Source organism: Micromonospora sp. bgisy143, assembly GCF_057708145.1.
Window position 1 is genome coordinate 40,248 of record NZ_JBYIRN010000002.1, and the last position, 26,722, is coordinate 66,969.

Below are 26,722 nucleotides of genomic sequence, written 5' to 3' on the forward strand. Positions count from 1 at the left end.
CGATCATCCGGTGAGCGTCCCGCAGCCTCCCGAGCCGATTCCGGGCGCCCGCCTGCTCTTCTCCCTGGATCCGGCGGTCAGCCACCTCAACCACGGCTCGTTCGGCGCGGTGCCGATCGGCGTGCAGCGCGCCCAGCAGCGGCTGCGCGACGAGATGGAGAGCAACCCGCTGCGCTTCTTCACCCAGGGGCTCGTCGACCGGATCGGGCACACCCGGCGGCACCTCGCCGGGTTCCTCGGCGCGGATCCCGACGGCAGCGCGCTGGTCGGCAACACCACCACCGGCGTCGCCGTGGTGCTCCAGTCGGTGGGCCTGCGCCCCGGTGACGAGGTGCTCAACACCGACCACGGGTACGGGGCGGTGAGTCTGGCCATCGCGCGGGAGTGCCGCCGCACCGGCGCGGTCAGCCGGGTCCTGCCGATCCCGCTGGACGCCGGCGACGAACAGATCGTGCAGACCATCCGGGCCGGCCTGCGCCCGGGACGGACCCGGCTGCTCGTCGTCGACCAGCTCACCTCCGCCACCGCCAAGCTCTTCCCGACCGCCGCCATCGTGCAGGTGGCCCACGAGAGCGGGGTGCCGGTCCTGGTGGACGCCGCGCACGCCCCCGGCATGCTCGCCACCACGGTCGCCAGCATCGGCGCGGACTTCTGGGCCGGCAACCTGCACAAGTGGGGGTACGCGCCGCGCGGCACCGCCCTGCTGGCGGTCGCCCCGCAGTGGCGCGAGCGGATCGAGCCGCTGGTGGTGTCGTGGGAGCAGGAAACCGGCTTCCCGGCCCGGGTCGAATGGCAGGCGACTCTCGACTACACCTCGTGGCTGGCCGCCCCCGCCGGCCTGTTCACGCTGCGCAGCCTCGGTGTCGACCGGGTGCGGGAGCACAACGCCGCGCTCGCCGCGTACGGCCAACGGGTGGTGGGGGACGCGCTGGCGGTGCCCCCCGCCCGGCTGCCCGACCCGGGCGGACCGGGGGTCGCGCTGCGGCTCATTCCGCTGCCGGCCGGCACGGCCGCCACGATCGAGGCGGCGCGGGCGTTGCAGACGCGCATCGGCGAGCGGCTCGCCGCCGAGGTGGCGGTGATGAGCTGGAACGGCCAGGGGTGGCTGCGGCTCACCGGTCAGGTCTACAACACGGCCGGCGAGTACGAGCGGCTGGCCGTACGGCTGCCGGCGCTGCTCGCCCAGCGCTGACCTCACCCGCTCACCCCGGCCGGCGCACCGGTAGCAGGCGCACGGGTCCGAGGCCGAGCAGGGCCAGCGGATCGAGGTACTCCTCGCCGCGCCGCAGGCCCCAGTGCAGGCACGCGTCCGCCGGACAACCCGGGTGGCCGGGCAGCAGCTCGCCCAGCGGCGCGCCGGCGGCGACCGCCTGACCGGGGCGTACCGCCGGTTGGACCGGTTCGTAGGTGGTCCGCAGGCCGTCGGCGTGGCCCACGGTGACCACCGGTCGACCGGCGACCAGCCCCGCGAAGAGCACCGTGCCGGACCCGGCGCTGCGGACCACAGCCCCGGCCGGGGCGGCCAGGTCGACGCCCCGGTGCCCGGCCAGCCATGGCTGGGGTGGCGGGTCGAACCGGCGCACGAGTCGCGGCGGGCCGTCGAGGGGCCAACGGAAGCGCTCGGCGGGAGCGGGCGCGGGAGCGGAAGCCTGAAACGCGATCGGCACGGTCGACGTCGGTGGCTGGCCGGGTACCGAGGCGACAAGCACCGCCAGACCGCAGAGCTGCGCGATCAGAGCGAGGGGGAACGCAGCGCAGAGCAGCACGGTACGGCGGATAGAGCCGAGACGGGTGGTGGAGGGCGATCGCATTCCGGCAGCCTCGGGCCGGGGCCGGGTCGTCCGCCAGCCCGGCCACCGAAGCTGTGGACAACGGGCAGCCCTGTGGACGACCACCCGGAGGAGTCGATGATCTGCTATGCCGCGCTGAGGAGATGCGGGTCAGGTCACCACCACTCTTCGTTGGAGCCGGTCTCGTAGTCGTACTCCTCGACGTGGTCCCATTCCTCTCCGGTCACCTTCTGATAGGCGTTCGACGGGACGTCGAGGATCGAATCCGCGTGCGCGGCCTCGACGGTCGTGAAGCGGGCGAACGCCGCCGGATCGGCGAGCACAGCATCGAATGCCGCAGGCCCCGCCACCACCACCGCGCAGCGCGCGTACAGGAAGCCGTCCTCAGTCAGTTGATCAGCGCCCGGTGGGACCGCCTGAGCGAGCACCCGACGGTCCAACTGATAGAGCTTGAATGCGAGCGTCTCGGCAAAGTCGATGATGCGCTCCACCGGCTCGTCCGACAGCATGGAGGTCAACCGCTCGTACGGCCGGTCGTCCTGGACTTCGGGCTGGCCGCCCAGCACCGCAACGAGCCGCCAGAATTCGTCATCGGCAAGCATCAAATCCTCACCCTGTCATCGGTACGGCCGGACTGACGCCAATTCTGGTGTCCGTTCTCCGGCGCAGGCGCAAGGCCTAGGCTGGGCAGCGTACGGCGGGTGCCGCCGTCTGTACCGGGGAGGCCCGCATGACCACTCTTGACGATCGGACGACGTCCCGCGCGGACGACGCCGAGGGTTCCGGCCCGACGGTGGCCGACGTGAGCGGCCCGTCCCGGCTCGCCGAACCCGACGAGGCGATCAGTGCCGACGAGTTGCAGTTGGCGGCCCGCAACCACGGCCTGCCGCTGGAGGCGCTGCGCTACGACGTCACTCCCGCCGGGCTGCACTACCTGCTGATCCACTACGACATCCCGGAGCTGGACCCGGCGGCGCACACGCTCACCGTCGGCGGCGCGGTCGACCGGCCGTTGACCGTCGGCCTGGCCGAACTGCGGGAGCGGCCCCGGGTCACCCACCGGGTCACCCTGGAGTGCGCCGGCAACGGTCGGGCCCTGCTGCACCCCCGGCCGGTGAGTCAGCCGTGGCTGGTCGAGGCGGTCGGCAACGCCGAATGGACGGGCACCCCCCTCGCTCCGCTGCTGCGCGAGGCGGGCCTGGGGACGGACGCGGTGGACGTGGTCTTCACCGGCGCCGACCACGGCGTCGAGCGAGGGGTCGAGCAGGACTACCAGCGATCGCTGCCGGTGGCCGACGCGCTGCGCGAGGAGGTGCTGCTGGCGTACGAGATGAACGGCGCTCCCCTGCTCCCGCAGCACGGCGCACCGCTGCGGCTGATCGTGCCGGGCTGGTACGGCATGGCACACGTCAAGTGGCTGCGCTCGATCGAGGTGCGGACCACCGCGTTCGACGGCTACCAGAACGCGGTGGCGTACCGGCTGCGCCGCGACGCGGACGACCCGGGCGAGCCGGTCACCCGGATCGAGCCGCGTGCGCTGGTCCGCCCACCGGGCTTCCCCGACTTCATGACGCGCCGCCGGGTGCTCCGGCCGGGACCGTGCACGGTGGACGGTCGGGCCTGGTCGGGACACGCGCCGGTGGTGGCCGTGGAGGTGAGCGTCGACGGCGGGGCGAGCTGGGGGCCGGCCGAGCTGGACCCGGTGACGGGCGGGGAGTTCGCCTGGCGGCGGTGGCGGTACGAGTGGACGGCGACGCCGGGCCGGTACGTGCTCAGCGCGCGGGCGACCGACGCGTCCGGGCGGACCCAGCCGGTCGAGCAGCCGTGGAACCGGGGCGGTTTCGCGAACAATCTGGTGCAGCGCGTCGAGGTCGTCGTACCGACCGAGTGACCGGTGGGTCAGCCGCGGGTGGGGGGCCCGGGGCGCGACGGCCCGGTCAGTTACCGAAGCCGGAGTCGGCGGGCAGGGAGATGTCGGGCTTCTCCAGCTCTTCGACGTTGACGTCCTTGAAAGTCATCACTCGGACGTTCTTCACGAAGCGGGCGGGACGGTACATGTCCCACACCCAGGCGTCGTGCATCTCGACCTCGAAGTAGACCTCGCCGTCGGAGTTCCGCACGTGCAGGTCGACCTGGTTGGCCAGGTAGAACCGGCGCTCGGTCTCCACCACGTAGGAGAACTGGCGGACAATGTCGCGGTACTCCCGGTAGAGCTGTAGCTCCATCTCGGTCTCGTACTTCTCGAGATCTTCCGCGCTCATCGCACTCCGCCTTCCATGACCACATCTTCCCCCACCGGCGTCGAAGGCCGAGGCTGCTCGCCCAACGCCACGCCGACGGTACCCCCTGACGCCCGGGAGTGCCCCATCGGCTCGTCCGAGGCGGGGCCGACGGGCCGCCGTGCGCGCGGTGGCCGGCCGTCGCGGCCGGAGACCGCGGCGACGTTGACGTACGAGAAGCGGTGTTCCCGGCACGGTCCGTGCTCGCGCAGCGCCGCGCTGTGCTCCGGGGTGATGTACCCCTTGTGCTCGGCGAAGCCGTACGCCGGGTACACCCCGTCCAGCTCCACCATGATCCGGTCCCGGGTGACCTTGGCGAGCACGCTCGCCGCCGCCACGCAGGCGGCCACCCGGTCGCCCTTCCACACCGCCAGCCCCGGCACGCCCAGGCCGTCCACGCCGAAGCCGTCGGTCAGCACGTACTCCGGTCGGGTGGTGAGCGAGGCGAGCGCCCGCCGCATCGCGGCCAGGTTGCAGACGTGCAGCCCCCGGGCGTCGACCTCGTCGGCGGGGATGACCACCACGGCGTACGCCAGGGCACGGTCGACGACCTCGGCGTACACCCGCTCCCGGCTGGCCGGGGTGAGCAGCTTGGAGTCGGCCAGCCCGTCGATCTCGCCGCGCCGCCCCTCCGGGAGTACGGCCGCGGCGGCGACCAGCGGTCCGGCGCAGGCGCCCCGGCCGGCCTCGTCGGCGCCGGCCACGTGGCGGAAACCGCGCCGCTGCAACGCCCGCTCCAGCGCGTAGAGCCCGGCCTCCCGGCGAACGACGGTACGCGGCGGGGTCAGCACGACGCCTCGGCAGCCGGCGGCAACAGCCGGGCCAGCAGGTCGGGCAGCTCGGGTGGGTAGTACCGCTCGCCGCTGGCGGCCAACTCGGCGGGCCGCCACCAGCGGTGACCGGCGATGCTGCGCTGCTCGACGTCGTTGAAGCCGACGGTGTCGACGTCGCACGACGGCACGCGGAGCAGGAAGAAGTCCTGCTCCTGGCGGTACCAGTCGCCGTCGAACGGGAACTCGGTGGCGTCGGACCAGACCGGTTCACCCAGCTCGGCCGGATCGACCCGCAGCCCGGTCTCCTCGGCCAGCTCCCGCACCGCGCCGGACGCCGGAGACTCACCCCCGTCGAGCCCGCCGCCCGGGGTGAACCAGTAGCGGTGCTCCGGGCGGGCCGGGTCGAAGCCGTGGAACAGCAGGATCCGACCGGCCGCGTCGACCAGCAGCACCCGCGCCGCGCGTCGAGGGATGTAGACGCGGTCGGCACCGTTCGCGTCTGTGGGGCTCGTCAGCCCACTCCTCACGGTCACCGCACCAGCCTGCCAGACGGGCGGCCGATCGCCCACGCCCCCGCCCGTTCTAGGGCTTGGGAATGCCGTCGAACTGGTCGGGCACGGTCAGCCAGGTGGCCCGGTTGACGGGCCAGAAGACGGTGAACGCCCGCCCGACCACCTCCCCCTCGGGGATGGTGGCCTCGGTGATGTTCTGCCCGGACTGCTGCCAGTGCTCCAGCGAGTCGCCCGAGGCGGACCGGTGGTCGCCCATCACCCAGAGCCGCCCCTTCGGCACGGTGATGTCGAACTCCTGGTCGGCCGCCTTGTCGCGGACGCCGTCGATGGAGAAGATGTACGGCTCGTCGAGCGACTTGCCGTTGATCATCAGCCGTTCCTGCGGGTCGCAGCAGACCACGTGGTCGCCGCCGACGCCGATGACCCGCTTGATGAAGTCCTCACCGTCGGGGTTGCCGCTCCACTCGGTGGGGGCCTTGAAGACGATCACCTCGCCGCGGTGCGGTGACCGGAAGTCGTAGACCAGCTTGTTGACCAGCACGCGGTCATCGATCTTGAGAGTGTTCTCCATGGACGGGGAAGGGATGAAGAAGGTCTGCAGCACGAAGGCGCGGACCAGCACCGCGACCAGGATCGCCACACCCAGCAGGATCGGCAGCTCCTTCCAGAAGGAGCTACGCGGCTTGTCGGTCTGCTCGTCAATCACGCCAAGGAGCCTACGTTGCCGAGCCGGACGTCACCGTCCGGAACGCGCGGGAACCCCTCAGCGCGACCGTCAACGGGAGGATCAGCAGCACACCGCCCTCCGGGGACGGGCGGACCGGCGGTGCGCCGGAGGCGGCCGTGGCCGGCGCGGCCACGTCGTCGAACGTCGCCGGCACCGACAGCGCCGCCCAGCGCGACGACGGCCACACCACCATGAACGCCCGGCCGACGACGTTGTCGATCGGCACCGGCCCCTGGCAGCGCGCGTCCTGGGAGACCTCGCGGTGGTCGCCCATCACGAAGATCTGACCCGGGGGTACGACCACCTCGTCGAAACGCCGGGAGCGGCACTCCTGGGCGTTCGGTGGCAGGTCCAGCGGCGAATCACGCAGCACGTACGACTCGTCGAGCGGGGTCCCGTTCACGGTGACCCGCCCCTGCGAGTCGCAGCACTTCACCCGGTCACCGGGCACGCCGATCACCCGCTTGATGAAGTCCTTCTCGCCGGGGCGGCTGACCCCGACCAGGTCGCCGACGGTCCGGGCGAGCTTGCCGGCGAACCCGGGCTCCGGCTGCTCGTCGACCTGGGGGGCCCAGCGGTCGGTGCCCCGGAACACCACCACCTCGCCGCGCACCGGGTCACGAACGTCGTAGACGACCTTGTTGACCAGCACCCGGTCGCCGATCAGGAGGGTGTCCTCCATCGAACCGGACGGGATGAAGAAGGCCTGGAGCAGAAACGTGCGGATCAGCACCGCGAGGCAGAAGGCCACCACCAGCAGCAGCGGAAGCTCCTGCCAGAGGGGCATCTGACGCCGGGTGCGGCGAACCCGCCGGCGCCACGGATCGACGGTGCCGTCCTCGTCAAGCGTCTGCACCACGCCACTCCCCGGTCCGCAGAAACACCACCGCCCGGGAGCCTCGTCGAGGCTCCACGGGCGGTTGTGGACGGCTGCCCGCCTCGTCGGCGGGGCCGCCGCCTGACTGCGCCCGTACGACCAGGGTAGTGCGGTCCGGTCGGTACGGCATACGCGCAGTTCAGGCGGCGTGGCGAACGGGAAGTCAGCTGGGCTGCTTCTCCCGCTTCTCCTTGATCTTGGCCTTCTTGCCGCGCAGCTCGCGCAGGTAGTAGAGCTTGGCGCGACGCACGTCACCGCGGGTCACGACCTCGATCCGGTCGATGCCCGGGCCGTTGAGCGGGTAGGTCCGCTCGACGCCGACACCGAAGCTGACCTTGCGGACCGAGAAGGTCTCGCGCAGACCGTCACCCTGGCGGCGGATCACGACGCCCTGGAAGATCTGGACACGGGACCGGTTGCCCTCGACGACCCGCGCGTGCACCTTGACGGTGTCACCGGCACGGAAGTCGGGGATGTCGGTCCGCTTCGACTGGGCGTCAAGGGCGTCCAGGATGTTCATCGCTGCGTCCTCGTAAGGCTCACGGCGCACCGTCACTCGGTGCGCGGATGGGTGATTCTGATTCCCGGGTGGTGGTCGGCGGGCCGACCCCGGTCGGGGATCCTCGCAGCCGCCCGCGGGCGCGGACGGATACGGCAACCTCCCTACTTTGCCACATCCCCCGGCGATGGCTGAAATCCGGCCCGTTCCAGCGCCGCGATGTCCCGTTTGTCGAGCCGATCGGCGGGCAGCGCGGCCAGCAGGTCCGGACGTCGGGCGGCGGTGCGCAGCAGCCCTTCCTCGCGCCGCCAGCGGGCGATCTTTCCGTGGTCGCCGGAGCGGAGCACGTCCGGCACGTCGTGCCCGCGCCAGCTCGGCGGCTTCGTGTAGATCGGCGCTTCCAGCAGCCCGTGCGCGTGCGACTCCTCGTCCAGCGAGCCGGCGTTGCCCAGCACCCCGGGCAGCAGTCGGGTGACCGCCTCCAGGATGACCAGCACGGCGACCTCGCCGCCGAAGAGCACGTAGTCGCCGAGCGACACCTCGGTGACCGGCATGCGGGTGGCGGCGTGCGTCAGGACCCGCTGGTCGATCCCCTCGTACCGGCCGCAGGCGAAGAGCAGGTGCGGCTCGGCGGCCAGCTCGTGGGCCATGGCCTGGGTGAACGGGACGCCGGCCGGCGACGGCACCAGCAGTCGGGGCGGTGCGGCCTCGGCCGGCGCGAGCGCGTCCAGCGCCGCACCCCACGGCTCGGGCTTCATCACCATCCCGGGGCCGCCGCCGTACGGGGTGTCGTCGACCGTGCGGTGCACGTCGTGGGTCCAGGTCCGCAGGTCGTGCACGGCGAGCTGGAGTACGCCGTTGGCGCGGGCCCGGCCGATCAGGGACAGGTCCAGCGGGGCGAAGTACTCGGGGAAGATCGACACGACGTCGACGCGCATGCGGGGTGGTCCTAAAGATCGAGCAGTCCGGCCGGCGGGTCGACGATCACGCGTCCACCGGCCAGGTCGACCTCCGGGACGATCGCCCGGACGAACGGGATCAACGCGGTACGCCCCTCGGGCCGCCGCAGCACCAGCAGGTCGGACGAGGGCGCGTGGTCGATGCGGGCGACCTCGCCCAGGTGTTCGCCGGACGGGGTGACCACCGCGAGGCCCACCAACTGGTGGTCGTGGAACTCCTCCGGGTCCTCCGGAGGCTCGACGTCGGCGCTGTCCACCACGAGCAGGGTGCCGCGCAGCGCCTCGGCGGTGTTGCGGTCCAGGATCCCGTCGAAGGCGACCAGGAGCCGACCCTGGTGGAACCGGGCCTGCTCGATGGTCAGCTTTGCCGGCACCCGGAACGGCACGCCCGGCCCGTCAGCGGGCGCGGGCGGCGGAACCGCCCCCGGCTCAGTGCTGAGCACTGTGCCGGGGGCGAACCGCGCTTCGGGCTCGTCGGTCCGCACCTCCACGGTGACCTCACCGCGGATACCGTGCGGCTTGCCGACCCTTCCGACGACGAGCTGCATCAGTACGAGTCGACGATGTCGACGCGTACGCCGCGCCCACCGATGGAGCCGATCACCTGACGCAGCGCCTTGGCGGTCCGGCCGGACCGCCCGATCACCGTGCCGAGGTCCTCGGGGTGCACGCGGACTTCCAGCCGCTTGCCCCGACGGGAATCGACCATCCGGACCCGGACGTCGTCCGGGTGGTCGACGATGCCCTTGACCAGGTGCTCCAACGCGGGACGCAGAGGCATGTCAGGCCTGCTCACCGGCGTCGGCGGCGGGGGTCTCGGCCGGAGCCTCGGTCGCCGGGGCCTCGGCAGCCGGAGCCTCGGTGGCCTTGGCGGCCTTCTTGGCCGGCTTGGCCGGGGTCTCCGGGGCCAGCCCGGCGGCGGCCTTCGCCTCGGCCTCGTACGCCGCCTTGCGGTCGGCCCGCTCGGGGGCGACCTTCAGCGGCGGCGGGGCCGGCAGACCCTTGAACTTCTGCCAGTCACCGGTCAGCTCCAGCAGCCGCTGCACCGCCTCGCTCGGCTGGGCGCCGACGGACAGCCAGTACTGGACCCGCTCCGACTTGACCTCGATGACCGAAGGGTCCTCCTTCGGCTGGTACACCCCGACGAACTCGATCGCCCGGCCGTCACGCTTGGTGCGCGAGTCGGCGATGACGATGCGGTACTGCGGGTTGCGGATCTTGCCCATCCGCAGGAGCCGGATCTTTACGGCCACAGTTGTTTCGCTCCTGTTGCGATCTCACCAGCCCACTACGGGCGGTGTGCATGGGTGAGCGCCGACCGGCACAGTGGGGTTGGGCCGGAGACAACTCGGTGGACTGGCGACGTGCCCGGGTTAGAGGGCGCCGGACGCGCGCCGGATACCAGCGACCCATTCTGCCAGATCCGACGCCGATCTTTCGCACCGGACCCGGACACCACGTCACCGGTGATCCGGAACACCCGTCACCGCACCGGCGGACGGTCCCACCCTGGCGGCAGTTCGTCCGGTACGTCCCAATCCGCGGGTGGGGTGAAGTCGACCCAGGTGCCGTCGAACGGGAACGCGCCGGCCTCGGCGAGCGCGATCACCCGCTCCCCCTCGGCGCGGACCGCCTTCTCGTCGGTCACCCAGTAGTCGTCGCCGAAGGCGAGCCGCTCGACGAACTCGTCCTCGTCCTTCCACTCCCAGCTCAGGTCCGGGCGTACCACCACGTCGAGGTCCTGGTCCACCACGTCGACACCGGCCACCGGGCCGTCGTCCCAGCGGACGCCGGGCTCCTCCAGGTTGACGTACCAGTGGGCGAACCGACCCTGTGCGTCCCGGAACCACCAGACCGAGTGCGCCGCCCCGGTGGGCAGGAACTTCAGCAACGGCGGACCGTTCCACCGCCCGTGCGCCAACCGGTACGACGACGAGACCCACTGGGCGAACGGCATGGCCCGCATGTTGAGCCCCGCCTCGGTGACCTCGTGCGCCACCGGCGAGTCCCGGGCGATCCAGACCAGCAGGCCCCGCTCGTCGTCGCTGACCACCCGCCCCGGGCGTACCCAGCCGATCCGGCCGTGCCGCACGTTGCGATGCATGATCAGCCGACCCGGCTGAAACCGGTCGACAAGCACCTCAGTAGGCGCGGGCGAGGATGGCCACCAGGTCGGGCTCGTCCTCCGAGTCCGGCACCGAGCCGTCGGCCCGCAGCAGGCAGCGCACCGTCACGCCCTGACCGTTCGCCTCGGCCTCGCCGGCCACGCCCACCGCCGACCACGGCACCTTGGCCCAGCCGGTGGCGGCCGCCTCGATCGCCTCGGCCAGGGTCGACACCTCGACCGTGCGGGACTGCCGGTGGGCCAGCGCCTGGTCGTGCAGCGCCTTCTGGTCCTCCTCCAGCGCCGCGAGGACCGCGCCGACCACGTCGGCCACCGCCGTCGGGGACTTCGACCCATCGGTACGGCGTACCACCGTCGCGTTACCGGCGGCCAGGTCGCGGGGACCGACCTCGACGCGTACCGGATAGCCGCGCAGCTCGGCGTCGACGGCCCGGCGGCCGAACGCGGTGTCGGTCCGGTCGTCGAGCGCGACCCGGACGCCGGCGTCGCGCAGGCCGTCGCGCAGCTTGGCCGCCGCTTCCGCGACGCCCTCGCCATCCTTGACGATCATGATGTACGCCTGGATGGGCGCCAGCCGCGGCGGCACCCGCAGGCCGTTGTCGTCGCCGTGCGCCATGATCAGACCGCCGAGCATCCGCGTCGACGTGCCCCACGAGGTCGTCCAGGCGTGCTCCCGGCCGCCCTCCTTGGAGGAGTAGCTGATGTCGAACGCCTTGGCGAAGTTCTGGCCCAACTCGTGGCTGGTGCCGAGCTGGAGCGCCTTGCCGTCGCCCATCATGCCTTCGCAGGTGTACGTGGCGGTCGCCCCGGCGAACCGCTCACGGGCGGTCTTGAGGCCCACCACCACGGGGATGCCGAGCACGTTGACCATCAGGTCCTCGTACGCCTCGTGCAGGATCCGCCGCGCGTACGCCCGCGCGTCCTCGCGGGTGGCGTGCGCGGTGTGCCCCTCCTGCCAGAGGAACTCGCTGGTCCGCAGGAAGACCCGCGGGCGCAGCTCCCACCGGACCACGTTCGCCCACTGGTTGAGCAGCAGCGGCAGGTCCCGGTACGAGTCGATCCACTTGGCCATGAACTCGCCGATCACCGTCTCGCTGGTGGGACGCACCACCACCGGCTCGGCGAGCTGCTTGCCTCCACCGTGGGTGACGACCGCCAGCTCCGGCGAGAAGCCCTCGACGTGCTCGGCCTCACGCTTGAGGTAGCTCTCCGGGATGAACAGCGGGAAGTACGCGTTCTCCGCGCCGGCCGCCTTGATCCGGTCGTCCATCTCGGCCTGCATCCGCTCCCAGATGGCGTAGCCGGCCGGTCGGATGACCATGGTCCCCCGGACCGGGCCGTTGTCGGCCAGCTTCGCCTTGGCGATCAGGTCCTGGTACCAGCGGGGAAAGTCTTCCGCACGGGGAGTGAGCACGCGAGCCATGACCGCACATCCTATGCGCCAGGTGAGGCGCCGCCGCGCCCGGGAGGCGTCGCGCCGCGCCGCGGGAGGCGTCGCGCGGCGCGCCCCGGCCGCCACGAGGCGGCGGTGGGTCGGCCGGCGGCGCGGGTAGAGTTCGACCATCATGACTGCGACGACGGGCTCACCGCGCCAGCGGCTTCGGGACACGATCGTGGACGCGGCCCGCGCGCGGACCATCGCCGCCGGCTGGGACGCGGTACGGATGGGCGGGGTGGCCACGGCCGCCGGTGTGAGCCGGCAGACCGTCTACAACGAGTTCGGCAGCAAGGCCGGCCTGGCCGAGGCGCTCGCCCGGCGCGAGGTGGACCGTTTCGTGGGCGACGTCCGCGAGGCGCTGGACGCACACGGCTCCGACGTACGCGCCGGCGCGTACGCGGCGATCGCGCACACCCTCGCCACCGCGGCGGACAATCCACTGGTCAAAGCGATCCTGACCAGCGCCCGAGGCGGCTCGGACGAACTACTGCCGTACCTCACCACCCGGGCCGAGGTGGTCCTCACCGAAGCCTCGGACGCGCTGCTCGGTTGGGCCGGCGACCACCTGCCGGGCGCGGACCCGACCGCGCTGGCCTTCGCCGCCGACACGATCGTCCGCCTCGTGGTGAGCCACATCGTGCTCCCCGGCGCACCGATCGAGCAGACCGCGACGGCCCTCGCCGACCTGGCCGTACACCTCTTCACCGCCGCCGCCACCCGGCGCCCCTGACCCGCCCACGCCCACGCGCCCACGCGCCCCACGCGCCCCACGCGCCCCACGCGCCCCACGCGCCCCACGCGCCGATCTTGCACTTACTGACGCCGACATGTCCATGTTCGCGAAATAAGTCCGCGCAGAAAGTGCAAGATCGGCGTGGGAAGGCCCCGCGCCCCGCGCCCCGCGCCCCGCGCCCCGCGCCCCGCGCCCCGCGCCCCGCGCCCCGCGCCCCGCGCCCCGCGCCCCGCGCCCCGCGCCCCGCGCCCCGCGCCCCGCGCCCCGCGCCCCGCGCCCAAGATCCTCACAACATCACCGATGTTGCTGCCTCAGACGCGCCGGAAGCAGCAACATCCCTGATGTTGTGCGGATCTTGGGCGGCAAGATCGTGCTACACCCTGGTTGTAGTGGCATCCCGCGAATGCTGAGGCCACTACAACCAGGATCGAGCGCGATCTTGCGCGGCGCAGCCCAGCCCAGCGCAGCCCAGCGCGGCCCAGCCCAGCCCAGCGCGGACGAGTCAGCGCACCACTTGGCCGCGCAGGATCGTGCGGGACGGGGCGCGGACGACCCCCAGGTCGCGGCGGGGGTCCTCGGGGTAGACGGTGAGGTCGGCGAGACCGCCCTCGACCAGCCCGGGAAAGCCGAGCCACTCCCGGGCGCCCCAGGAGGCGGCGGCGAGTACGTCCTCGGCGGGCATGCCGGCGCGCTCGTGCAGCAGCAACATCTCCTCGGCGGCCAGTCCGTGGTCGATGCCGCCGCCGGCGTCGGTGCCCACGTAGATCGGCACGCCGGCCTCGTGTGCGGCCCGCACCACGTCGGGGAAGCGGTCGCGCAGCGCGAGCATGTGTTCGGCGTACCCGGGGAACTTGGCCCGCGCCTGCTCGGCGATCCCGCCGAAGGTCGCAATGTTGATCATCGTGGGGACGAGAGCGGTGCCCCGGCGGGCCATCTCGTCGATCAGGTCGAGGCTCAGGCCGGTGCCGTGCTCGACCGAGTCCACCCCGGCGCGCACCATGATCTCGACGGCCGACTCGGAGAAGGTGTGCACCGCGGCGCGTACCCCGGCGTCGTGCGCGGCCCGCACGGCGGCGGTGAGGGTGTCCGCGTCCCAGGCCGGCGCGAGGTCGCCGACGCCCCGGTCGATCCAGTCGCCGACCAGCTTGACCCAGCCGTTGCCGGCCTTCGCCTGGGCGGCCACCGTGGCCGTCACGTCGGTGGCGTCGACCTCGACGCCGATGTCCCGCAGGTACCGCTTCGGCGGGGCGACGTGCCGGCCCGCGCGGGCCAGTCGCGGCAGGTCGGGTTCGTCGTCCAACTCGGGGTACGGGTACGGCGAGCCGGCGTCCCGGATCGCCAGCACCCCGGCGTCCCGGTCGAGCCGAGCCAGGTCACGGGCCTGGTCGAGCGAGGTGATCGGGGCGCCACCTCGGGCGATGCCGATGTGGCAGTGTGCGTCGACCAGGCCCGGCAGCACGAAGCCGCCGTCCACGACGGTCTCCGCGTCGGGTACCGGGGTGAAGGTCACCCGGTCGCCGACCAGCCAGAGGTCCCGGACCTCGTCGTCGGGGAGCAGCACGCCGCGCACATGAAGGGCCATGCGCACAGTCCTACCCGATCACTCCTCGTCGGGGGCGAGCAGGTCGTTCTTCCCGGCGGTCAACGCAGGCAGGAAAGGCGCCCGCGTCAGCGCGGGCCCTTGTCGCCGCCCTTGCCGAGCTTGTTGAAGTCGATCTTCGGCAGCTTGAAGCCGGGCGGGAGGCCCTGGCCGGCGGCCAGGTCGTTCGGGTCCATCCCCGGCGGAAGCTGCGGCATGCCACCCGGGAAGCCGGCCGGCATCCCGGCGCCGGTACGCGGACGACCGCCGCCCTTGGTGCCCTTGCGCTTGTTCTTCGGGCTCTTGGTGGCCTTGCGCCGACCGCCGCCGGGCAGACCCATCATGCCGCCCATCTGCTTCATCATCTTCTGCGCGTCGGCGAAGCGGTTCAGCAGTTGGTTGACGTCCATCACGGTGACCCCGGAGCCGTTGGCGATACGCGCCCGGCGGGAACCGTTGATGATCTTCGGGTTGGTCCGCTCGCCCGGGGTCATCGAACGGATGATCGCGGTGACCCGGTCGAAGTGGCTGTCGTCCAACTCGGCGAGCTGGTCCTTCATCTGCCCCATGCCCGGCATCATGGCCAGCACGTTGGCGATCGGGCCCATCCGCCGTACCGCGATGAGCTGGTCGAGGAAGTCGTCCAGGGTGAACTGCTCGCCGCCCATCAGCTTGGCGGTCATCTTCTCCTTCTGATCGGAGTCGAAGGCCTGCTCGGCCTGCTCGATCAGAGTGAGGACGTCGCCCATGCCGAGGATCCGGCTGGCCATCCGGTCGGGGTGGAAGACGTCGAAGTCCTCCAACTTCTCGCCGGTGGAGGCGAACAGGATCGGCTGCCCGGTGACCTCGCGCACCGACAGCGCGGCACCACCACGGGCGTCGCCGTCGAGCTTGGAGAGCACCACACCGGTGATGCCGACGCCGTCGCGGAACGCCTCGGCGGTGCGTACGGCGTCCTGACCGACCATCGCGTCGATGACGAAGATGACCTCGTCCGGCGAGACGGCGTCACGGATGTCGGCGGCCTGCTGCATCATCTCGGCGTCGATACCGAGGCGGCCGGCGGTGTCGACGATGACGATGTCGCGGGCGGCGCGCTTGGCGTGCTCGATCGACGCGCGGGCCACCTGCACCGGGTCACCGGTGCCGTTGCCGGGCTCCGGGGCGTACACCTCGACCCCGGCGCGACCACCGAGCACCTGGAGCTGCCCGACGGCGTTGGGACGCTGGAGGTCGGCGGCGACCAGCAGCGGCTGGTGGCCCTGGCCCTTGAGCCAGCGGGCCAGCTTGCCGGCCAGGGTGGTCTTACCGGAACCCTGGAGGCCGGCCAGCATGATCACGGTCGGCGGCTGCTTGGCGAACTGGAGCCGCCGCCCCTCGCCGCCGAGCACCTTGATCAACTCTTCGTTGACGATCTTGATGATCTGCTGGGCCGGGTTGAGCGCCTGGGAGACCTCGGCGCCGCGGGCACGCTCCTTGACGGCCGCGATGAAGCCCTTGACCACCGGCAGCGCGACGTCCGCCTCCAGCAGCGCAAGGCGGATCTCGCGCGCGGTGGCGTCGATGTCGGCGTCGGTGAGCCGTCCCTTGCCGCGGAGCTTGGTGAAGATCCCGGACAGGCGGTCACTCAAGGTGTCAAACACGCGAACATCCCGTTTGTCAGTGTTCCGGCGGGCACAACGCGACCGGCACTGCGGAGTCCGGCCACCGCTAGGGTAGCCGCCCGACCGCACGGCCGCTGGCGGCCCGGCCTCACCCCGAAACCAAGCCCGATTGGTACGCGAAGACGACGAGCTGGGCCCGGTCCCGGGCTGCCAGCTTGCCCATCGCCCGGCTGACGTGGGTCCGGGCGGTCGCCGGGCTGACCACCAACCGGGCGGCGATCTCCTCGTTGTTCAGTCCCTCACCGACCAGGCCGACCACCTGGCGTTCCCGGTCGGTGAGCGTGTCCAGCCGGGGGTGCGGACGGGGTGCCCGCGACGGTCGGGTGGCGAACTCCCGCACCACCCGGCGGGTCACCGAGGGCGACAACAGCGCCTCCCCCTCGGCGACCAGCCGGATCGCGCGCAGCAGCTCCGGCGGCCGGGTGTCCTTGGTGAGGAAGCCGCTCGCGCCGTGGCGCAGCGCGTCGAAGACGTACTCGTCCAGCTCGAAGGTGGTGAGCACCACCACCCGCGTACCGGTCAAATCGGGATCGGCGACGATCCGGCGGGTCGCCTCGATCCCGTCGATGCCCGGCATCCGGATGTCCATCAGCACGACGTCCGGCCGCTCCCGGCGGGCCAACTCCACCGCCCGCAGCCCGTCGGCGGCCTCTCCGGCGAGCGCCAGGTCGTCCTCGCTCTCCACCAGCGCGCGCAGCCCGAGGCGGACCAGGTCCTGGTCGTCGGCGATCAGCACCCGGATCACCGGGACGGCTCCACCGGCAGCCGGGCCCGGACCCGGAACCCGCCGGCCGGGCCCGGTCCGACGGTCAACTGCCCGCCCAGCGCCGTCACCCGCTCCCGCATCCCGGCCAGTCCGTGCCCGCCGGCCTGGCCGTACCCGCCGCTCCGGCCAGCGGTCACGTCGAGGTCGTCGGCCGCGTCGAATCGGCCGTCGGCGCCGACGCCCCGGTCGGTGACCTCGACGGTCAACTCGTCGGCCCGGTAGCCCACGGTCACCTCGGCCCGAGCCACCCCCGCGTGCCGCAGCACGTTCGTCAACGCCTCCTGCACCACCCGGTACGCGGCCAGGTCCACCGCCGCCGGCACCTCCCGCGGGTCACCGACCAGGCGCAGGTCGACGACGAGACCGGCACCCGCCAGGCGTTCGCAGAGTGCGGGGAGCCGCGCCAGACCGGGCACCGGTTCACGCTCCGCGCCCCGCCGCACCGCGCCCAACGTGACCCGCAGCTCGTCCAGCGCTTCGCGGCTGGAACGGCTGATCGCGGTCAGCGCGACCTCCGCCTGCTCCGGCCGTTTCGGCAGCAGGTGCAGGGCGATCTCCGCCTGCATGCTGATCGCGGCCAACCCGTGCCCCACCACGTCGTGCACCTCCTGGGCGATGCGCAGCCGTTCCTCGTCGGCCTGCCGCCGGGCCTGTTCGGCACGCTCACGGGCCTCCTCGGCGCGGGTACGGGCGGCCGCCTCCCGGCTGACCCGCACCACCACACCCACCGCGAACGGTACGACCACCCAGGCCGACGCGGGGAGCACTCCGGTCCAGCCCGGCGCGGGGCCGCGCGAGACGAAAACGTGCGCCAGCAACACCACGAACGCGCCACCGGCGGCGAACGCCGCCGGACGCACCGGCAGTCGCACCGCCACCGTGTAGACCGCGACCAGGAAGGCGAGCAGGATCGGCCCGTACGGGTAGCCGAGCACCAGGTACGTCGAGGTGGCGACCGTGACGACGACGAGCGTGGCGACCGGGGCGTACCGGCGGCCCGCCAGGGCCAGTGTGGCGACCACGAGCAGGACGCGACAGAGGCCGTCGACCGGCCGGGACCCCGGCTGATTCTGCCCGGCCAGCCCGGTGGCGAGCTGTCCGAACCCGAGCAGCACGAGGGCGAGCACGGCGTCCGCCACCGCGTTCCGCCCCCACCACCCGTTCGCTCGCATGGCCGTCATTCTGCCCGCGCAGACGCCTCCTGACGTGCGCCCACGAGCGGCACCGCCGCTACGTCCCGGGACGTACCCACCACCTCACCCAGCCACGTCATCCCCGGCCTCGGCCTGACATGCCTTCCGCAGGCCGACGACGCACAGATGCCGACGGCCGACGACCAGAGACGCGGACGGCAGTGGTAGCGCGACGACGCCACAGGTGTCTAAGGGGCCGACGGCATCTGAGGGCTCAGCGTCTGGCGGCCGAAGTCTGGGGCGGACACCGCAGTGAGCGTGATGACTCTGCGGCATCTTGATGCCAGTGAGTCATCACGTGCCAAGCAGCCCATGCGGCCTGCGAGCGCTCCTAGACTCCGAAAGGACCCATGACGGCCGGTGCGGGCCCAGGACGACCAGCGCAGGCCCACGACGGCCGGCGCGAGCCCACGACCGCCAGCCGCGAGCCCACGACCGCCAGCGAGGGCGACCGCTGCCAACGCCCGCCGCCGTACGGCGATGGCCGCTGATGAGACGGCGGCGAGGACCGCAGCCTCCAGCCAGGTCCGGGACGCGTCGTCCAGCCGTCCGGCCAGCCGCTGATCAGACGGCGGCGAGGACAGCGGCCTCCAGGCGGGCCCGGGTCGCGTCGTCCGGCCAGCCACCTACCAGGTAGAAGGCGTCTACCACGTCCGCGCCGAGGGTGGAGATCCGCGCGGCCCGGACCAGGGCGCCCGCCTCGTCCAGCGCGCCGGCCACCCGGTAGAGCAGTCCGGCGGCGTCGGCCGCGCGGAGTTCGAGCAGGACGGCGTCGGTGGCGGCCTCGCGGTGCCAGACGACCCGGGGAGCGGCCCCGCTGCCCCGGGCGGCGAGCGCACGGCCGCGCAGCCGTTGGGTGACGGACACATCGCCGGCGACCGCGCGGCGCAGGTCGGCGCGGAGCGGGACCGGGTCGGCCGGCAGGCCGTAGCGGGGCTGCACCCGGCACTCGACGAGCGCTCGGCCGTCGACCACGGAGGCGTCGGCGGAGAGCACCTCCAGTCGGTGCAGGGCGAGGCAGCCGGCCACCGTGGCGAGCAGTCCTCGCCGATCGGCGGCGGCCACCGCCACCCGGTCACCGGTCAGGTGCACGACCGGCAGTGGCCCGGCCAGCAGCGCCGGGTCCGGGGCCGGGGGCTCGGGCAGCACACCGGTGTCCAGGGCGGTCCGGACGCGGGCGACCAGTTCGGCGACGAGTCGGCCTTTCCAGTCCGACCAGGCGGCCGGGCCGGTGGCGGCGGCGTCGGCGCGGACCAGGGCGTGCAACAGGTCGAGCGTGCAGGTGTCGCCCACCGCCTCGGCGACCGACGCGATGGTCACCGGGTCGGTGAGGTCCCGGCGGGTCGCCACGTCGGGCAGGAGCAGGTGCAGCCGGACCAGCGTGCCGATCAGCGCCACCTCCGGGGCGGGCAACCCGACCCGGGCCGCCACCGTCTCGGCGAGCGGCACCCCGACGGTGCTGTGGTCGCCGGGCAGGCCCTTGCCGATGTCGTGCAGCAGGGCGCCGAGCAGCAGCAGGTCGGGGCGGTCCACCTCACGGGCGTGTTTGCTGGCCTCGTGGGCGGCCTGCACGAGGTGTCGGTCGAGGGTGTAGCGGTGCACCGGGTTGTGCTGCGGCAGGCTGCGCAGCCGGGTCCACTCGGGCAGCCAGCCGTCCACCAGCCCGTACCTGTCGCAGGTCTCCCAGGCCGGCACCAGGCCGGGACCGGCGCCCAGCAGCGTGGTGAGCGCGGCCCGAGCCTCGGCCGGCCAGGGCGCGGGCAGCGGAGGGCAGTACGCCGCCAGCCACTCGCAGGTGGCCCGGGCGATGGGCAGCCGGGTGGTGGCCGCCGCGGCGGCCACCCGCAGGGACAGGCTCGGGTCGGGACGCGCGCCGATCGCCGTCCGGGCCAGCACCAGTTCCCCGTCGTGCTCGACCACGTCCCGGGCCACCGGTCGACGCACCGGAGCGCCGTTCCCGCCGCGCGAGCGGCCCGAGCGCAGCCGGTCGGCGGCACGGAAGGCGTCGTCGAGGGCGTGGCTGACCGTGCGCGCGTCACCGGCCACCCGCCGTAGCAGGGCGTCGCCGTCCTCCACGACGGCTCCAGGCCGCCGCGCGGCGTCAGACGCGCCGGGCTGGAGTTGTCGTAGGCCGAGCAGCGCGGCGACGCCGTCCCGTTCCTGGGCGACCAGTCGGTCGACCCGGCGGCCGACCTGCTGGTGCAGGGCGTCGCGGGTGTCCAGCAGCCGCAGGTGTGCGGCGCGGACGGCGGGGCGCAGCGCGTCGGTGATGCCGGCGGCGGAGATCGCGCGCAGCAATCCCACGTCGCGCAGTCCGCCGGCGGCCTCCTTGAGGTCGCCTTCGAGGAGGAAGGCCAGCTCGCCGTGGGCCTGCCAGCGGGCGACGGTGACCTCCCGCAGACCCGGAAGCTGACGCACGGCGGTCCGCCGCCAGTGGTCGGCGGCCGTGCGGATCAGGGCGTCGGCGAGCGCCTGGTCGCCGGCCACCAGGCGGGCGTCGAGCAGGCCGAGGGCGACCTTGACGTCGTCCTGGGCCACCGACAGGGCCTCGGAGACGGTCCGCACCGAGTGGTCCAGGCGCAGTCCGGCGTCCCAGATCGGGTACCAGACCTTGGCCGCCAACTCGTCCGTGCCGGGCACTCCGGCGTGCAGCAGCACCAGGTCGAGGTCGCCGTAGGGGGCGCACTGCCGCCGTCCCAACCCCCCGACGGCGATCAGCGCGACACCGTCACGCGCGGGCAGCAACCCGCGCAGGAACTTGTCGTACGCGGCCGCCCGCCCCATCCGGGCGGCCTCCCCGATCCCCCCGGGTACGCCGACGACCTCGTTGATCAAGAGGTTCGCGTCACCGTTGTCGGCGTTTCCTGACGCGTCCTTCTTGATCAACGAGGTCATGTCGGTCGTGGTCCGGATCAGAGGGCGTCGAGGCCGCGCTCGCCGGTACGTACCCGGACGACCTCCTCGACACCGGTGACCCACACCTTGCCGTCGCCGATCTTGCCCGTACGGGCGGCGCCGACGATGGCGTCCACGATCTTCTCCACGTCGATCTCGTCGGTGAGCACCTCGACCCGGATCTTGGGCAGGAACTCGACCGTGTACTCGGCACCCCGGTAAACCTCGGTGTGCCCCTTCTGCCGTCCGTACCCCTGGACCTCGCTGACGGTCAGCCCGGCCACGCCCAGGGCGTGCAGAGCTTCCTTCACCGCGTCCAGCTGGTACGGCTTGATGACCGCGGTCACCAGCTTCATGTCCAACCCCTCCATCTAAGGAACGTTAACCGGCGACCTTGGCGCTGACCGGCTCGGTGGAGTCGGTCTCGGGAGCGGCGGTGCTCGACGCGCCACCGGAGGTGCCGATGCCGGCCATCGCGAACGCGCCGCCCGTGCCGCCACCGGCCGGGGACAGGTCGTAGCTGCTCTCGGCGTGCTCGGCAATGTCGATGCCCTCGACCTCGGCCTCGTTCTTGATGCGGAAGCCCATCGTCTTCTCGATCGCGAAGGCGAGCACCCAGGCGATGCCGAACGACCAGACGGTGACGATCAGACCGGCGAGCGCCTGCCGACCGAGCTGGGTCACGCCGCCGCCGTAGAACAGGCCGTCGGAGGCCCCGACCACGTCGCTGATCGCGGCGTTGACCGAGTTGGTGGCGAAGAGGCCGAGCCAGAGCGAGCCGATCCAGCCACCGACGAAGTGCACGCCGACCACGTCGAGCGAGTCGTCGTAGCCCAGCTTGTACTTGAGGCTGACGGCGAGCGCGCACACCGCACCGGCGACGATGCCGAGCAGGACGGACGCCCACGGGGCGATGAAGCCACAGGCCGGGGTGATGGCGACCAGACCGGCGATGGCACCGGACGAGGCACCGACCATGGTCGGCTTGCGGTCCTTGATCCACTCGACCGCGATCCAGCCGAGCACGGCGGCCGCGGTGGCGAGCTGGGTGTTGATGAAGGCGAGGCCGGCGACACCGTCGACGGTCAGTTCCGAACCGGCGTTGAAGCCGAACCACCCGAACCACAGCAGACCGGCGCCGAGCGCGACGAGCGGGATGTTGTGCGGCTTCATGCCCTCGCGGGGCCAGCCGAGACGCTTGCCGAGCACCAGGGCCACGGCCAGGGCCGCCGCACCGGCGTTGATGTGCACCGCGGTACCGCCGGCGAAGTCCAGCGCGTGGATGTCACCGCCGATGATGCCGCCGCCCCACACCCAGTGGGCGACCGGGAAGTAGACCAGGGTGGCCCAGCCGAACGCGAACAGCAGCCAGCCGGCGATCTTGGCCCGGTCGGCGATGGCACCGCTGATCAGCGCGACGGTGATCACGGCGAAGACCATCTGGAACGCCATGAACACGTAGAGCGGAATGCCGATGCCGCTGGGGTTCTCCGCCGTGGCGCCCCACAGGTCGGACTCGGCGAGGAAGGTCTTGGTGCCGAGGTACGCGCCCGGGTCTCCCCAGAAACCGTTCACGTCGGTCCCGAAGGCGACGCTGAAGCCGTAGAACCACCACAGAACAGAGATGAGCCCGATTGCCGTGAAGCTCATCATCATCATGTTGAGTACGCCCTTGGCCCGGTTGAGGCCGCCGTAGAACAGCGCCAGTCCAGGGGTCATGAGCAGCACGAGCGCGGTCGAAACCAGCAGCCACGTGGTATTGGCGCCGTCGATCGTCGGTGCTTCAGGCACGCTGGCCTCCTAAAGGTGAAGTCCTCCTTCGCGGCTTTCCGGGGCAGCGTCGCCCGTAGGCCGGTTGCGCGGAAGCTTTGTTGCCGGCTGTTTCACCCAGGGTCCCGTGCGGGTTTCCAATTCGTGACGGGTTGTTTCGTACATGTCACGGAGTCCGCACAGCGCGCGGCATGGACAATGGTGGATCGTTCGGACGGCGTACGTCGATGGCCGACCGGTCAGGCCCATCGACCGGTCCGCTTGACGAGCCCGGCCGAGCATCGTCGAATCCGCGCTCAGCGGAGGGCGTTCTCCAGAGCATGCCGCTCGTAGTCGAGCAGCCGCAGGTCGCGCATCGGCCGCCGCAGGTGCCCCTTGTGCACGATCCGGACGAACGCCGGCTCGCCGGCGGCGGCCATCCGGCGGATGCCCTCGACGTGGTCCACGATCCGCTTGCGGATGGTACGGATCAGCCGGTGCCGGTCCCGTGGGATCAGCCCGTACGCGTCGGCGAAGAGCCGCAGCCGGCGCGGCCGGTCCGGGTGCTTCCAGCCCAGCGTGATCGAGTCCCGGTCGGCGAAGATCGGCACCCACGTCCACGCCGCGTACGCCACGTCGTAGATCCGCGCGCCCGGCGAGGCGAGGTCGAAGTCGATCAGCCCGAGGGTGCCGTCCGGACGCCAGATCACGTTGTGCGGGGCGGCGTCGTGGTGGCAGATCACCTCGGTGTCCGGTGGCGGGGGCCCGAACGAGCGCCAGACCGCTCCGGCCGGCGGGGCGAAGCCGTACTGCGCGTCGTGGAACATCCGCAGCATGGTGGCGACGGTGACCAGCGCCTCGTCGGTCACCCAGTGCGGGGCGAGCGGGTACTCCCCGCACTCCCCCTCCAGGTACGACAGCACCTCACGGTTGCGCTCGTCCATCCCGAGCGCCCGGGGGGCGCCGGTGAAGCCGACGTACTCCAGGTGCCGGAGCAGGGCGTGCACGGACGGGGTCCACGGCCCGGCGTTGCGACGGACCGTGTCGCCCACCCGGACCACGGTGCTCACGTTGCCGCCGTGCAGCGGGATCTCCTGCGAAGTCACGTACGGTCTCCCGAGGCGCTGCGAGGAATGGCCGGGGTCACGCCAGCCCGCGTACGCGCGATCGTCACTGGTCACCCGAGACTACGCGTCCCGTCCAGTGGGCTCGGTGCCCAGCAGCGCGTCGACGAACTGCGCCGGGTCGAACGGCGCGAGATCGTCCTTGCCCTCACCGAGGCCGACGAGCTTCACCGGGATGCCGAGCTTGCGCTGCACGGCGATCACGATGCCACCCTTGGCGGTGCCGTCGAGCTTGGTCAGCACCACGCCGGTCACGTTGACCGCCTCGGTGAAGACCCGGGCCTGCTCCAGACCGTTCTGGCCGGTCGTGGCGTCGAGGATGAGCAGCGTCTCGTCGATCGGGCCCTGCTTCTCCACGACCCGTTTGACCTTGCCCAGCTCGTCCATCAGGCCGACCTTGTTCTGCAGGCGACCGGCGGTGTCGATGAGCACCGTGTCCACGCCGGTCTCGATGCCCCGCTTGACGGCGTCGAACGCGACGCTGGCCGGGTCGGCCGCCTCGGGGCCGCGCACGGTCTCCGCGCCGACCCGCTCGCCCCAGGTCTGCAACTGGTCGGCGGCGGCGGCCCGGAAGGTGTCGGCCGCTCCGAGCAGCACGCTACGGCCGTCGGCGACCAGCACCCGGGCGACCTTGCCGCAGGTGGTGGTCTTGCCGGCGCCGTTGACGCCGACCACCAGCACCACCGCCGGCACGCCGTCCTTGGGCGCGGTCCGCAGCGCGCGGTCCATGTCGGGGTCGAGGGCGTTGACCAGCTCGGCCGCGAGCAGCGCGCGCAGCTCACCGGCCGAGCGGGTGCCCAGCACCCGGGTGCGTTCCCGCAGCCGGTCGACGATGTCGCGGGTCGCGTCGACGCCGACGTCGGCGGTGATCAGGCTGTCCTCGATCTCCTCCCAGACGTCCTCGTCGAGGTGGTCGCGGGCGAGCAGGCCGAGCAGGCCCTTGCCGAAGACGTTCTGCGAACGCGACAGCCGGGACCGGAGCCGGACCAGCCGGCCGGCGGTCGGCTCGGGCACCTCCACCTGCGGCGCGAGCACCGGCGGCGGCTCGACCAGGACACCGGTGGACAGATCGGACTCCGGTGCCTCGACCGGCGGACCGGCGAGATCCTCTTCGGCCCGGGTGTCGACCTCGGTGCGCGGAAGCGGAGGCTCGGGCCGCCGCCGCAGACGGGGCACGACCAGCCCGACTGTGCCGGCGATCAGCACACCGAGCAGGACCAGAGCGAGGACGAGATATTCGGCCATGCCGGAATCCTGTCAGATGCCGGCGACGGCGTCCCAGCCACCGCACCCGGCCGGCCCCGGAAACCGGCGGTAGGCTCGCGTCATGCCCGCCGCACACCTCCTGATCGGCCCACTGCTGCGGCGAGTGGTCGACACCCGGGCGACGATCTGGGTGGAGACCGCCGCGCCCGCCGTGGTCACCGTCCGCACGGCCGGCGGCGCCACCGGCACCGCACCCACCTTCTCGGCGTACGACCACCACTACGCCCTCGTCGTGGTGGAGGGCCTCACCCCGGACAGCACCACCACGTACGAGGTGCTGGTCGACGACGAGCTGGTCTGGCCCGTGGAGAGCAGCGGCTTCCCGCCCAGCGTCATCCGGACCAGGGCGGCCGACGACCTGGACCAACCGGTCAACCTGATCTTCGGTTCGTGCCGGGAGACCACCCAGCACGCCACCACCCGCAAGCTCCCGCCGGACGCCCTGGACGCGTACGCCCGGCGGTTGATGGCCGACCCGGAGTCGAACCCGCTGCCGGACCTGCTGGTGCTCCTCGGTGACCAGGTGTACGCCGACGTCACCTCGCCGACCGTGCGTCGGTTGCTGCGCCGTCGCCGGCGGCGGCCCAAGGGCGCTCCGGCCGACCAGGTGGTGAGCTTCGACGAGTACACCAAGCTCTACCTGGAGTCGTGGCGCGACCCGGAGATCCGCTGGCTGCTCTCCACCGTGCCCAGCGTGATGATCTTCGACGATCACGAGATCATCGACGACTGGAACACCTCGGCGTCGTGGCGGGCCGAGATGCGCGAGCAGCCGTGGTGGGCCGAACGGATCGGCAGCGGGCTGGCCTCGTACTGGGTCTACCAGCACCTGGGCAACCTCGCGCCGGACGAGATCGCCGCCGACCCGGTCTTCGCGAAGGTCGTTGCCGCCGAGGACGCCACCGGCGTGCTGCGCGAGTTCGGGCACCGGGTCGACCAGGAGGCCGACCTGGCGCACGACACCGAGCGCTGGCGGGCCGTGCAGTACCAGTGGAGCTACGCGCTCGACCTGGGGCGTACCCGGCTGGTCATGCTCGACAACCGGTGCAGCCGGGTGCTCGAGCCGGGCCACCGGGCGATGCTGCCGCCGGGCGAGTGGTCGTGGTTCCTCGACCAGGCGCACGGCGTCTACGACCACCTGGTGGTGGGCGCCTCGCTGCCCTGGCTGCTGCCCCAGGGCATCCACCACATCGAGGCGTGGAACGAGAAGCTGGCCGACTCGCGCCGGCCGTGGGTGGCCCGGACGGCCGAGAAGCTGCGCCGGGCCCTCGACCTGGAGCACTGGGCGGCGTTCCGGCGGTCCTTCGAAGCGCTCGGTGAGACGTTCGCCCGGATCGGCACCGGCACCCCGAGGGCGTCCGGCGCCCGCATCGGGGCCGGCCCGGCGTACGCCCCACCGGCGTCGATCAGCGTGCTCTCCGGGGACGTGCACCACTCGTACGTGGCCCGGGCGCGGTTCGCCGACCCCGCGGTGGTCACGCCCGTGCACCAGCTCACCTGCTCGCCGATCCACAACCAGGTGCCGGCCGGTATCCGCCCGCTGATGAAGATGGGCTGGTCGTCGGGGCCGGCGGGTGCGACGCGGGCACTGGCCCGCTCGGCGGGTGTCCGGCGGCCGGGGGTGCGCTGGCGCAAGCTGGCCGGCCCCTACTTCGGCAACGCCGTCGCCACCCTGACCCATCAGGGCCGGCGGGCCGACGTGGTCATCGAGGGCACCACCAGCGACGGGCACCTACGTCCCGTGATGAGCCGCCGCCTCTCCGGCGACGGGTGA

The 26,722-nt window shown here is 72.4% G+C and carries 27 protein-coding genes; 4 read left to right on the forward strand and 23 right to left on the reverse strand.

What is annotated here, in order from left to right; translation table 11 throughout:
• Positions 1-10: 10 nt before the first annotated feature.
• A complete protein-coding gene (locus tag AC3EN4_RS03085) occupies positions 11-1,192 on the forward strand; it encodes an aminotransferase class V-fold PLP-dependent enzyme (RefSeq protein WP_435204426.1) in 1,182 nt (393 codons plus the stop codon).
• A gap of 10 nt (positions 1,193-1,202) precedes the next feature.
• Here AC3EN4_RS03085 and AC3EN4_RS03090 read toward each other — a convergent pair whose 3' ends face one another.
• A complete protein-coding gene (locus AC3EN4_RS03090; protein WP_435204427.1) occupies positions 1,203-1,811 on the reverse strand; it encodes a M23 family metallopeptidase in 609 nt (202 codons plus the stop codon).
• 134 nt (positions 1,812-1,945) lie between these two features.
• The gene (locus AC3EN4_RS03095; RefSeq protein WP_435204428.1) at positions 1,946-2,392 is read right to left on the reverse strand and encodes a DUF4240 domain-containing protein; all 447 of its coding nucleotides are present in this window, start codon (positions 2,390-2,392) and stop codon (positions 1,946-1,948) included.
• A gap of 128 nt (positions 2,393-2,520) precedes the next feature.
• Between AC3EN4_RS03095 and AC3EN4_RS03100 the strand changes: the two genes are divergently transcribed.
• A complete protein-coding gene (locus AC3EN4_RS03100; RefSeq protein WP_435204429.1) occupies positions 2,521-3,681 on the forward strand; it encodes a sulfite oxidase in 1,161 nt (386 codons plus the stop codon).
• A gap of 46 nt (positions 3,682-3,727) precedes the next feature.
• Here AC3EN4_RS03100 and AC3EN4_RS03105 read toward each other — a convergent pair whose 3' ends face one another.
• The 12 genes from AC3EN4_RS03105 to proS all read right to left on the reverse strand — a co-directional run bounded on the left by AC3EN4_RS03105 (position 3,728) and on the right by proS (position 11,964).
• Positions 3,728-4,051 (reverse strand): DUF2469 domain-containing protein, encoded by a 324-nt coding sequence (locus tag AC3EN4_RS03105; RefSeq protein ID WP_018218957.1) that lies wholly within the window; start codon positions 4,049-4,051, stop codon positions 3,728-3,730.
• Positions 4,048-4,860 carry a ribonuclease HII gene (locus AC3EN4_RS03110; protein WP_435204430.1) on the reverse strand — a complete coding sequence of 271 codons (813 nt, stop codon included), beginning with the start codon at positions 4,858-4,860 and terminating at the stop codon, positions 4,048-4,050. The genes AC3EN4_RS03105 and AC3EN4_RS03110 overlap by 4 nt, the downstream gene beginning before the upstream one ends.
• Positions 4,854-5,369 carry an NUDIX hydrolase gene (locus AC3EN4_RS03115; RefSeq protein ID WP_435204847.1) on the reverse strand — a complete coding sequence of 172 codons (516 nt, stop codon included), beginning with the start codon at positions 5,367-5,369 and terminating at the stop codon, positions 4,854-4,856. The genes AC3EN4_RS03110 and AC3EN4_RS03115 overlap by 7 nt, the downstream gene beginning before the upstream one ends.
• 55 nt (positions 5,370-5,424) lie before the next feature.
• The gene (lepB, locus tag AC3EN4_RS03120; RefSeq protein WP_433537471.1) at positions 5,425-6,060 is read right to left on the reverse strand and encodes a signal peptidase I; all 636 of its coding nucleotides are present in this window, start codon (positions 6,058-6,060) and stop codon (positions 5,425-5,427) included.
• A gap of 10 nt (positions 6,061-6,070) precedes the next feature.
• Positions 6,071-6,940, reverse strand: coding sequence for a signal peptidase I (lepB, locus tag AC3EN4_RS03125; protein WP_422738774.1), 870 nt, complete (start codon positions 6,938-6,940; stop codon positions 6,071-6,073).
• Positions 6,941-7,121: 181 nt separating this feature from the next.
• The gene (gene rplS, locus AC3EN4_RS03130; RefSeq protein ID WP_421474953.1) at positions 7,122-7,478 is read right to left on the reverse strand and encodes a 50S ribosomal protein L19; all 357 of its coding nucleotides are present in this window, start codon (positions 7,476-7,478) and stop codon (positions 7,122-7,124) included.
• A 143-nt stretch (positions 7,479-7,621) separates the two neighbouring features.
• On the reverse strand, positions 7,622-8,395 hold the full coding sequence (gene trmD, locus AC3EN4_RS03135) for a tRNA (guanosine(37)-N1)-methyltransferase TrmD (protein WP_435204431.1): 774 nt from the start codon (positions 8,393-8,395) through the stop codon (positions 7,622-7,624).
• An 11-nt stretch (positions 8,396-8,406) separates the two neighbouring features.
• Positions 8,407-8,964: a ribosome maturation factor RimM gene (rimM, locus tag AC3EN4_RS03140; protein ID WP_422738772.1), complete on the reverse strand. Its 558-nt coding sequence runs from the start codon at positions 8,962-8,964 to the stop codon at positions 8,407-8,409.
• Positions 8,964-9,197: an RNA-binding protein gene (locus AC3EN4_RS03145; protein WP_013284588.1), complete on the reverse strand. Its 234-nt coding sequence runs from the start codon at positions 9,195-9,197 to the stop codon at positions 8,964-8,966. Before AC3EN4_RS03145 ends, rimM begins: the two co-directional genes overlap by 1 nt.
• A 1-nt stretch (position 9,198) precedes the next feature.
• Positions 9,199-9,669: a 30S ribosomal protein S16 gene (gene rpsP / locus AC3EN4_RS03150; RefSeq protein ID WP_421474950.1), complete on the reverse strand. Its 471-nt coding sequence runs from the start codon at positions 9,667-9,669 to the stop codon at positions 9,199-9,201.
• Between the two features lie 230 nt (positions 9,670-9,899).
• Entirely contained in the window at positions 9,900-10,520 is a 621-nt protein-coding gene (locus AC3EN4_RS03155) for a ribonuclease FAU-1 family protein (protein WP_435204432.1), read from the reverse strand.
• A gap of 37 nt (positions 10,521-10,557) precedes the next feature.
• A complete protein-coding gene (proS, locus tag AC3EN4_RS03160; RefSeq protein ID WP_435204433.1) occupies positions 10,558-11,964 on the reverse strand; it encodes a proline--tRNA ligase in 1,407 nt (468 codons plus the stop codon).
• Between the two features lie 142 nt (positions 11,965-12,106).
• On the opposite strand from proS, the gene AC3EN4_RS03165 reads away from it, so the two are divergent.
• The gene (locus AC3EN4_RS03165) at positions 12,107-12,709 is read left to right on the forward strand and encodes a TetR/AcrR family transcriptional regulator (protein ID WP_435204434.1); all 603 of its coding nucleotides are present in this window, start codon (positions 12,107-12,109) and stop codon (positions 12,707-12,709) included.
• A 505-nt stretch (positions 12,710-13,214) separates the two neighbouring features.
• Here the strand turns inward: AC3EN4_RS03165 and AC3EN4_RS03170 are convergent.
• From AC3EN4_RS03170 to ftsY, 9 genes are all read right to left on the reverse strand, one after another.
• Entirely contained in the window at positions 13,215-14,294 is a 1,080-nt protein-coding gene (locus AC3EN4_RS03170) for an amidohydrolase family protein (protein ID WP_435204435.1), read from the reverse strand.
• A gap of 86 nt (positions 14,295-14,380) precedes the next feature.
• Positions 14,381-15,934 carry a signal recognition particle protein gene (gene ffh, locus AC3EN4_RS03175; protein ID WP_422738768.1) on the reverse strand — a complete coding sequence of 518 codons (1,554 nt, stop codon included), beginning with the start codon at positions 15,932-15,934 and terminating at the stop codon, positions 14,381-14,383.
• A gap of 109 nt (positions 15,935-16,043) precedes the next feature.
• Complete coding sequence (locus tag AC3EN4_RS03180; protein WP_396801733.1) at positions 16,044-16,700, reverse strand: response regulator transcription factor; 657 nt, start codon at positions 16,698-16,700, stop codon at positions 16,044-16,046.
• Positions 16,697-17,893, reverse strand: a complete 1,197-nt coding sequence (locus AC3EN4_RS03185) for a sensor histidine kinase (protein ID WP_435204436.1) — start codon at positions 17,891-17,893, stop codon at positions 16,697-16,699. Before AC3EN4_RS03185 ends, AC3EN4_RS03180 begins: the two co-directional genes overlap by 4 nt.
• 585 nt (positions 17,894-18,478) lie before the next feature.
• Positions 18,479-20,809 (reverse strand): [protein-PII] uridylyltransferase, encoded by a 2,331-nt coding sequence (locus tag AC3EN4_RS03190; protein WP_435204437.1) that lies wholly within the window; start codon positions 20,807-20,809, stop codon positions 18,479-18,481.
• Between the two features lie 17 nt (positions 20,810-20,826).
• Positions 20,827-21,165 carry a P-II family nitrogen regulator gene (locus tag AC3EN4_RS03195; RefSeq protein ID WP_007456507.1) on the reverse strand — a complete coding sequence of 113 codons (339 nt, stop codon included), beginning with the start codon at positions 21,163-21,165 and terminating at the stop codon, positions 20,827-20,829.
• A gap of 25 nt (positions 21,166-21,190) precedes the next feature.
• Complete coding sequence (locus tag AC3EN4_RS03200; protein WP_435204438.1) at positions 21,191-22,600, reverse strand: ammonium transporter; 1,410 nt, start codon at positions 22,598-22,600, stop codon at positions 21,191-21,193.
• A gap of 275 nt (positions 22,601-22,875) precedes the next feature.
• A complete protein-coding gene (locus tag AC3EN4_RS03205; protein ID WP_355051563.1) occupies positions 22,876-23,739 on the reverse strand; it encodes a phosphotransferase in 864 nt (287 codons plus the stop codon).
• 6 nt (positions 23,740-23,745) lie between these two features.
• Positions 23,746-24,927: a signal recognition particle-docking protein FtsY gene (gene ftsY / locus AC3EN4_RS03210; protein ID WP_422738763.1), complete on the reverse strand. Its 1,182-nt coding sequence runs from the start codon at positions 24,925-24,927 to the stop codon at positions 23,746-23,748.
• An 82-nt stretch (positions 24,928-25,009) separates the two neighbouring features.
• Between ftsY and AC3EN4_RS03215 the strand changes: the two genes are divergently transcribed.
• Positions 25,010-26,722, forward strand: coding sequence for an alkaline phosphatase D family protein (locus tag AC3EN4_RS03215; RefSeq protein WP_422738762.1), 1,713 nt, complete (start codon positions 25,010-25,012; stop codon positions 26,720-26,722).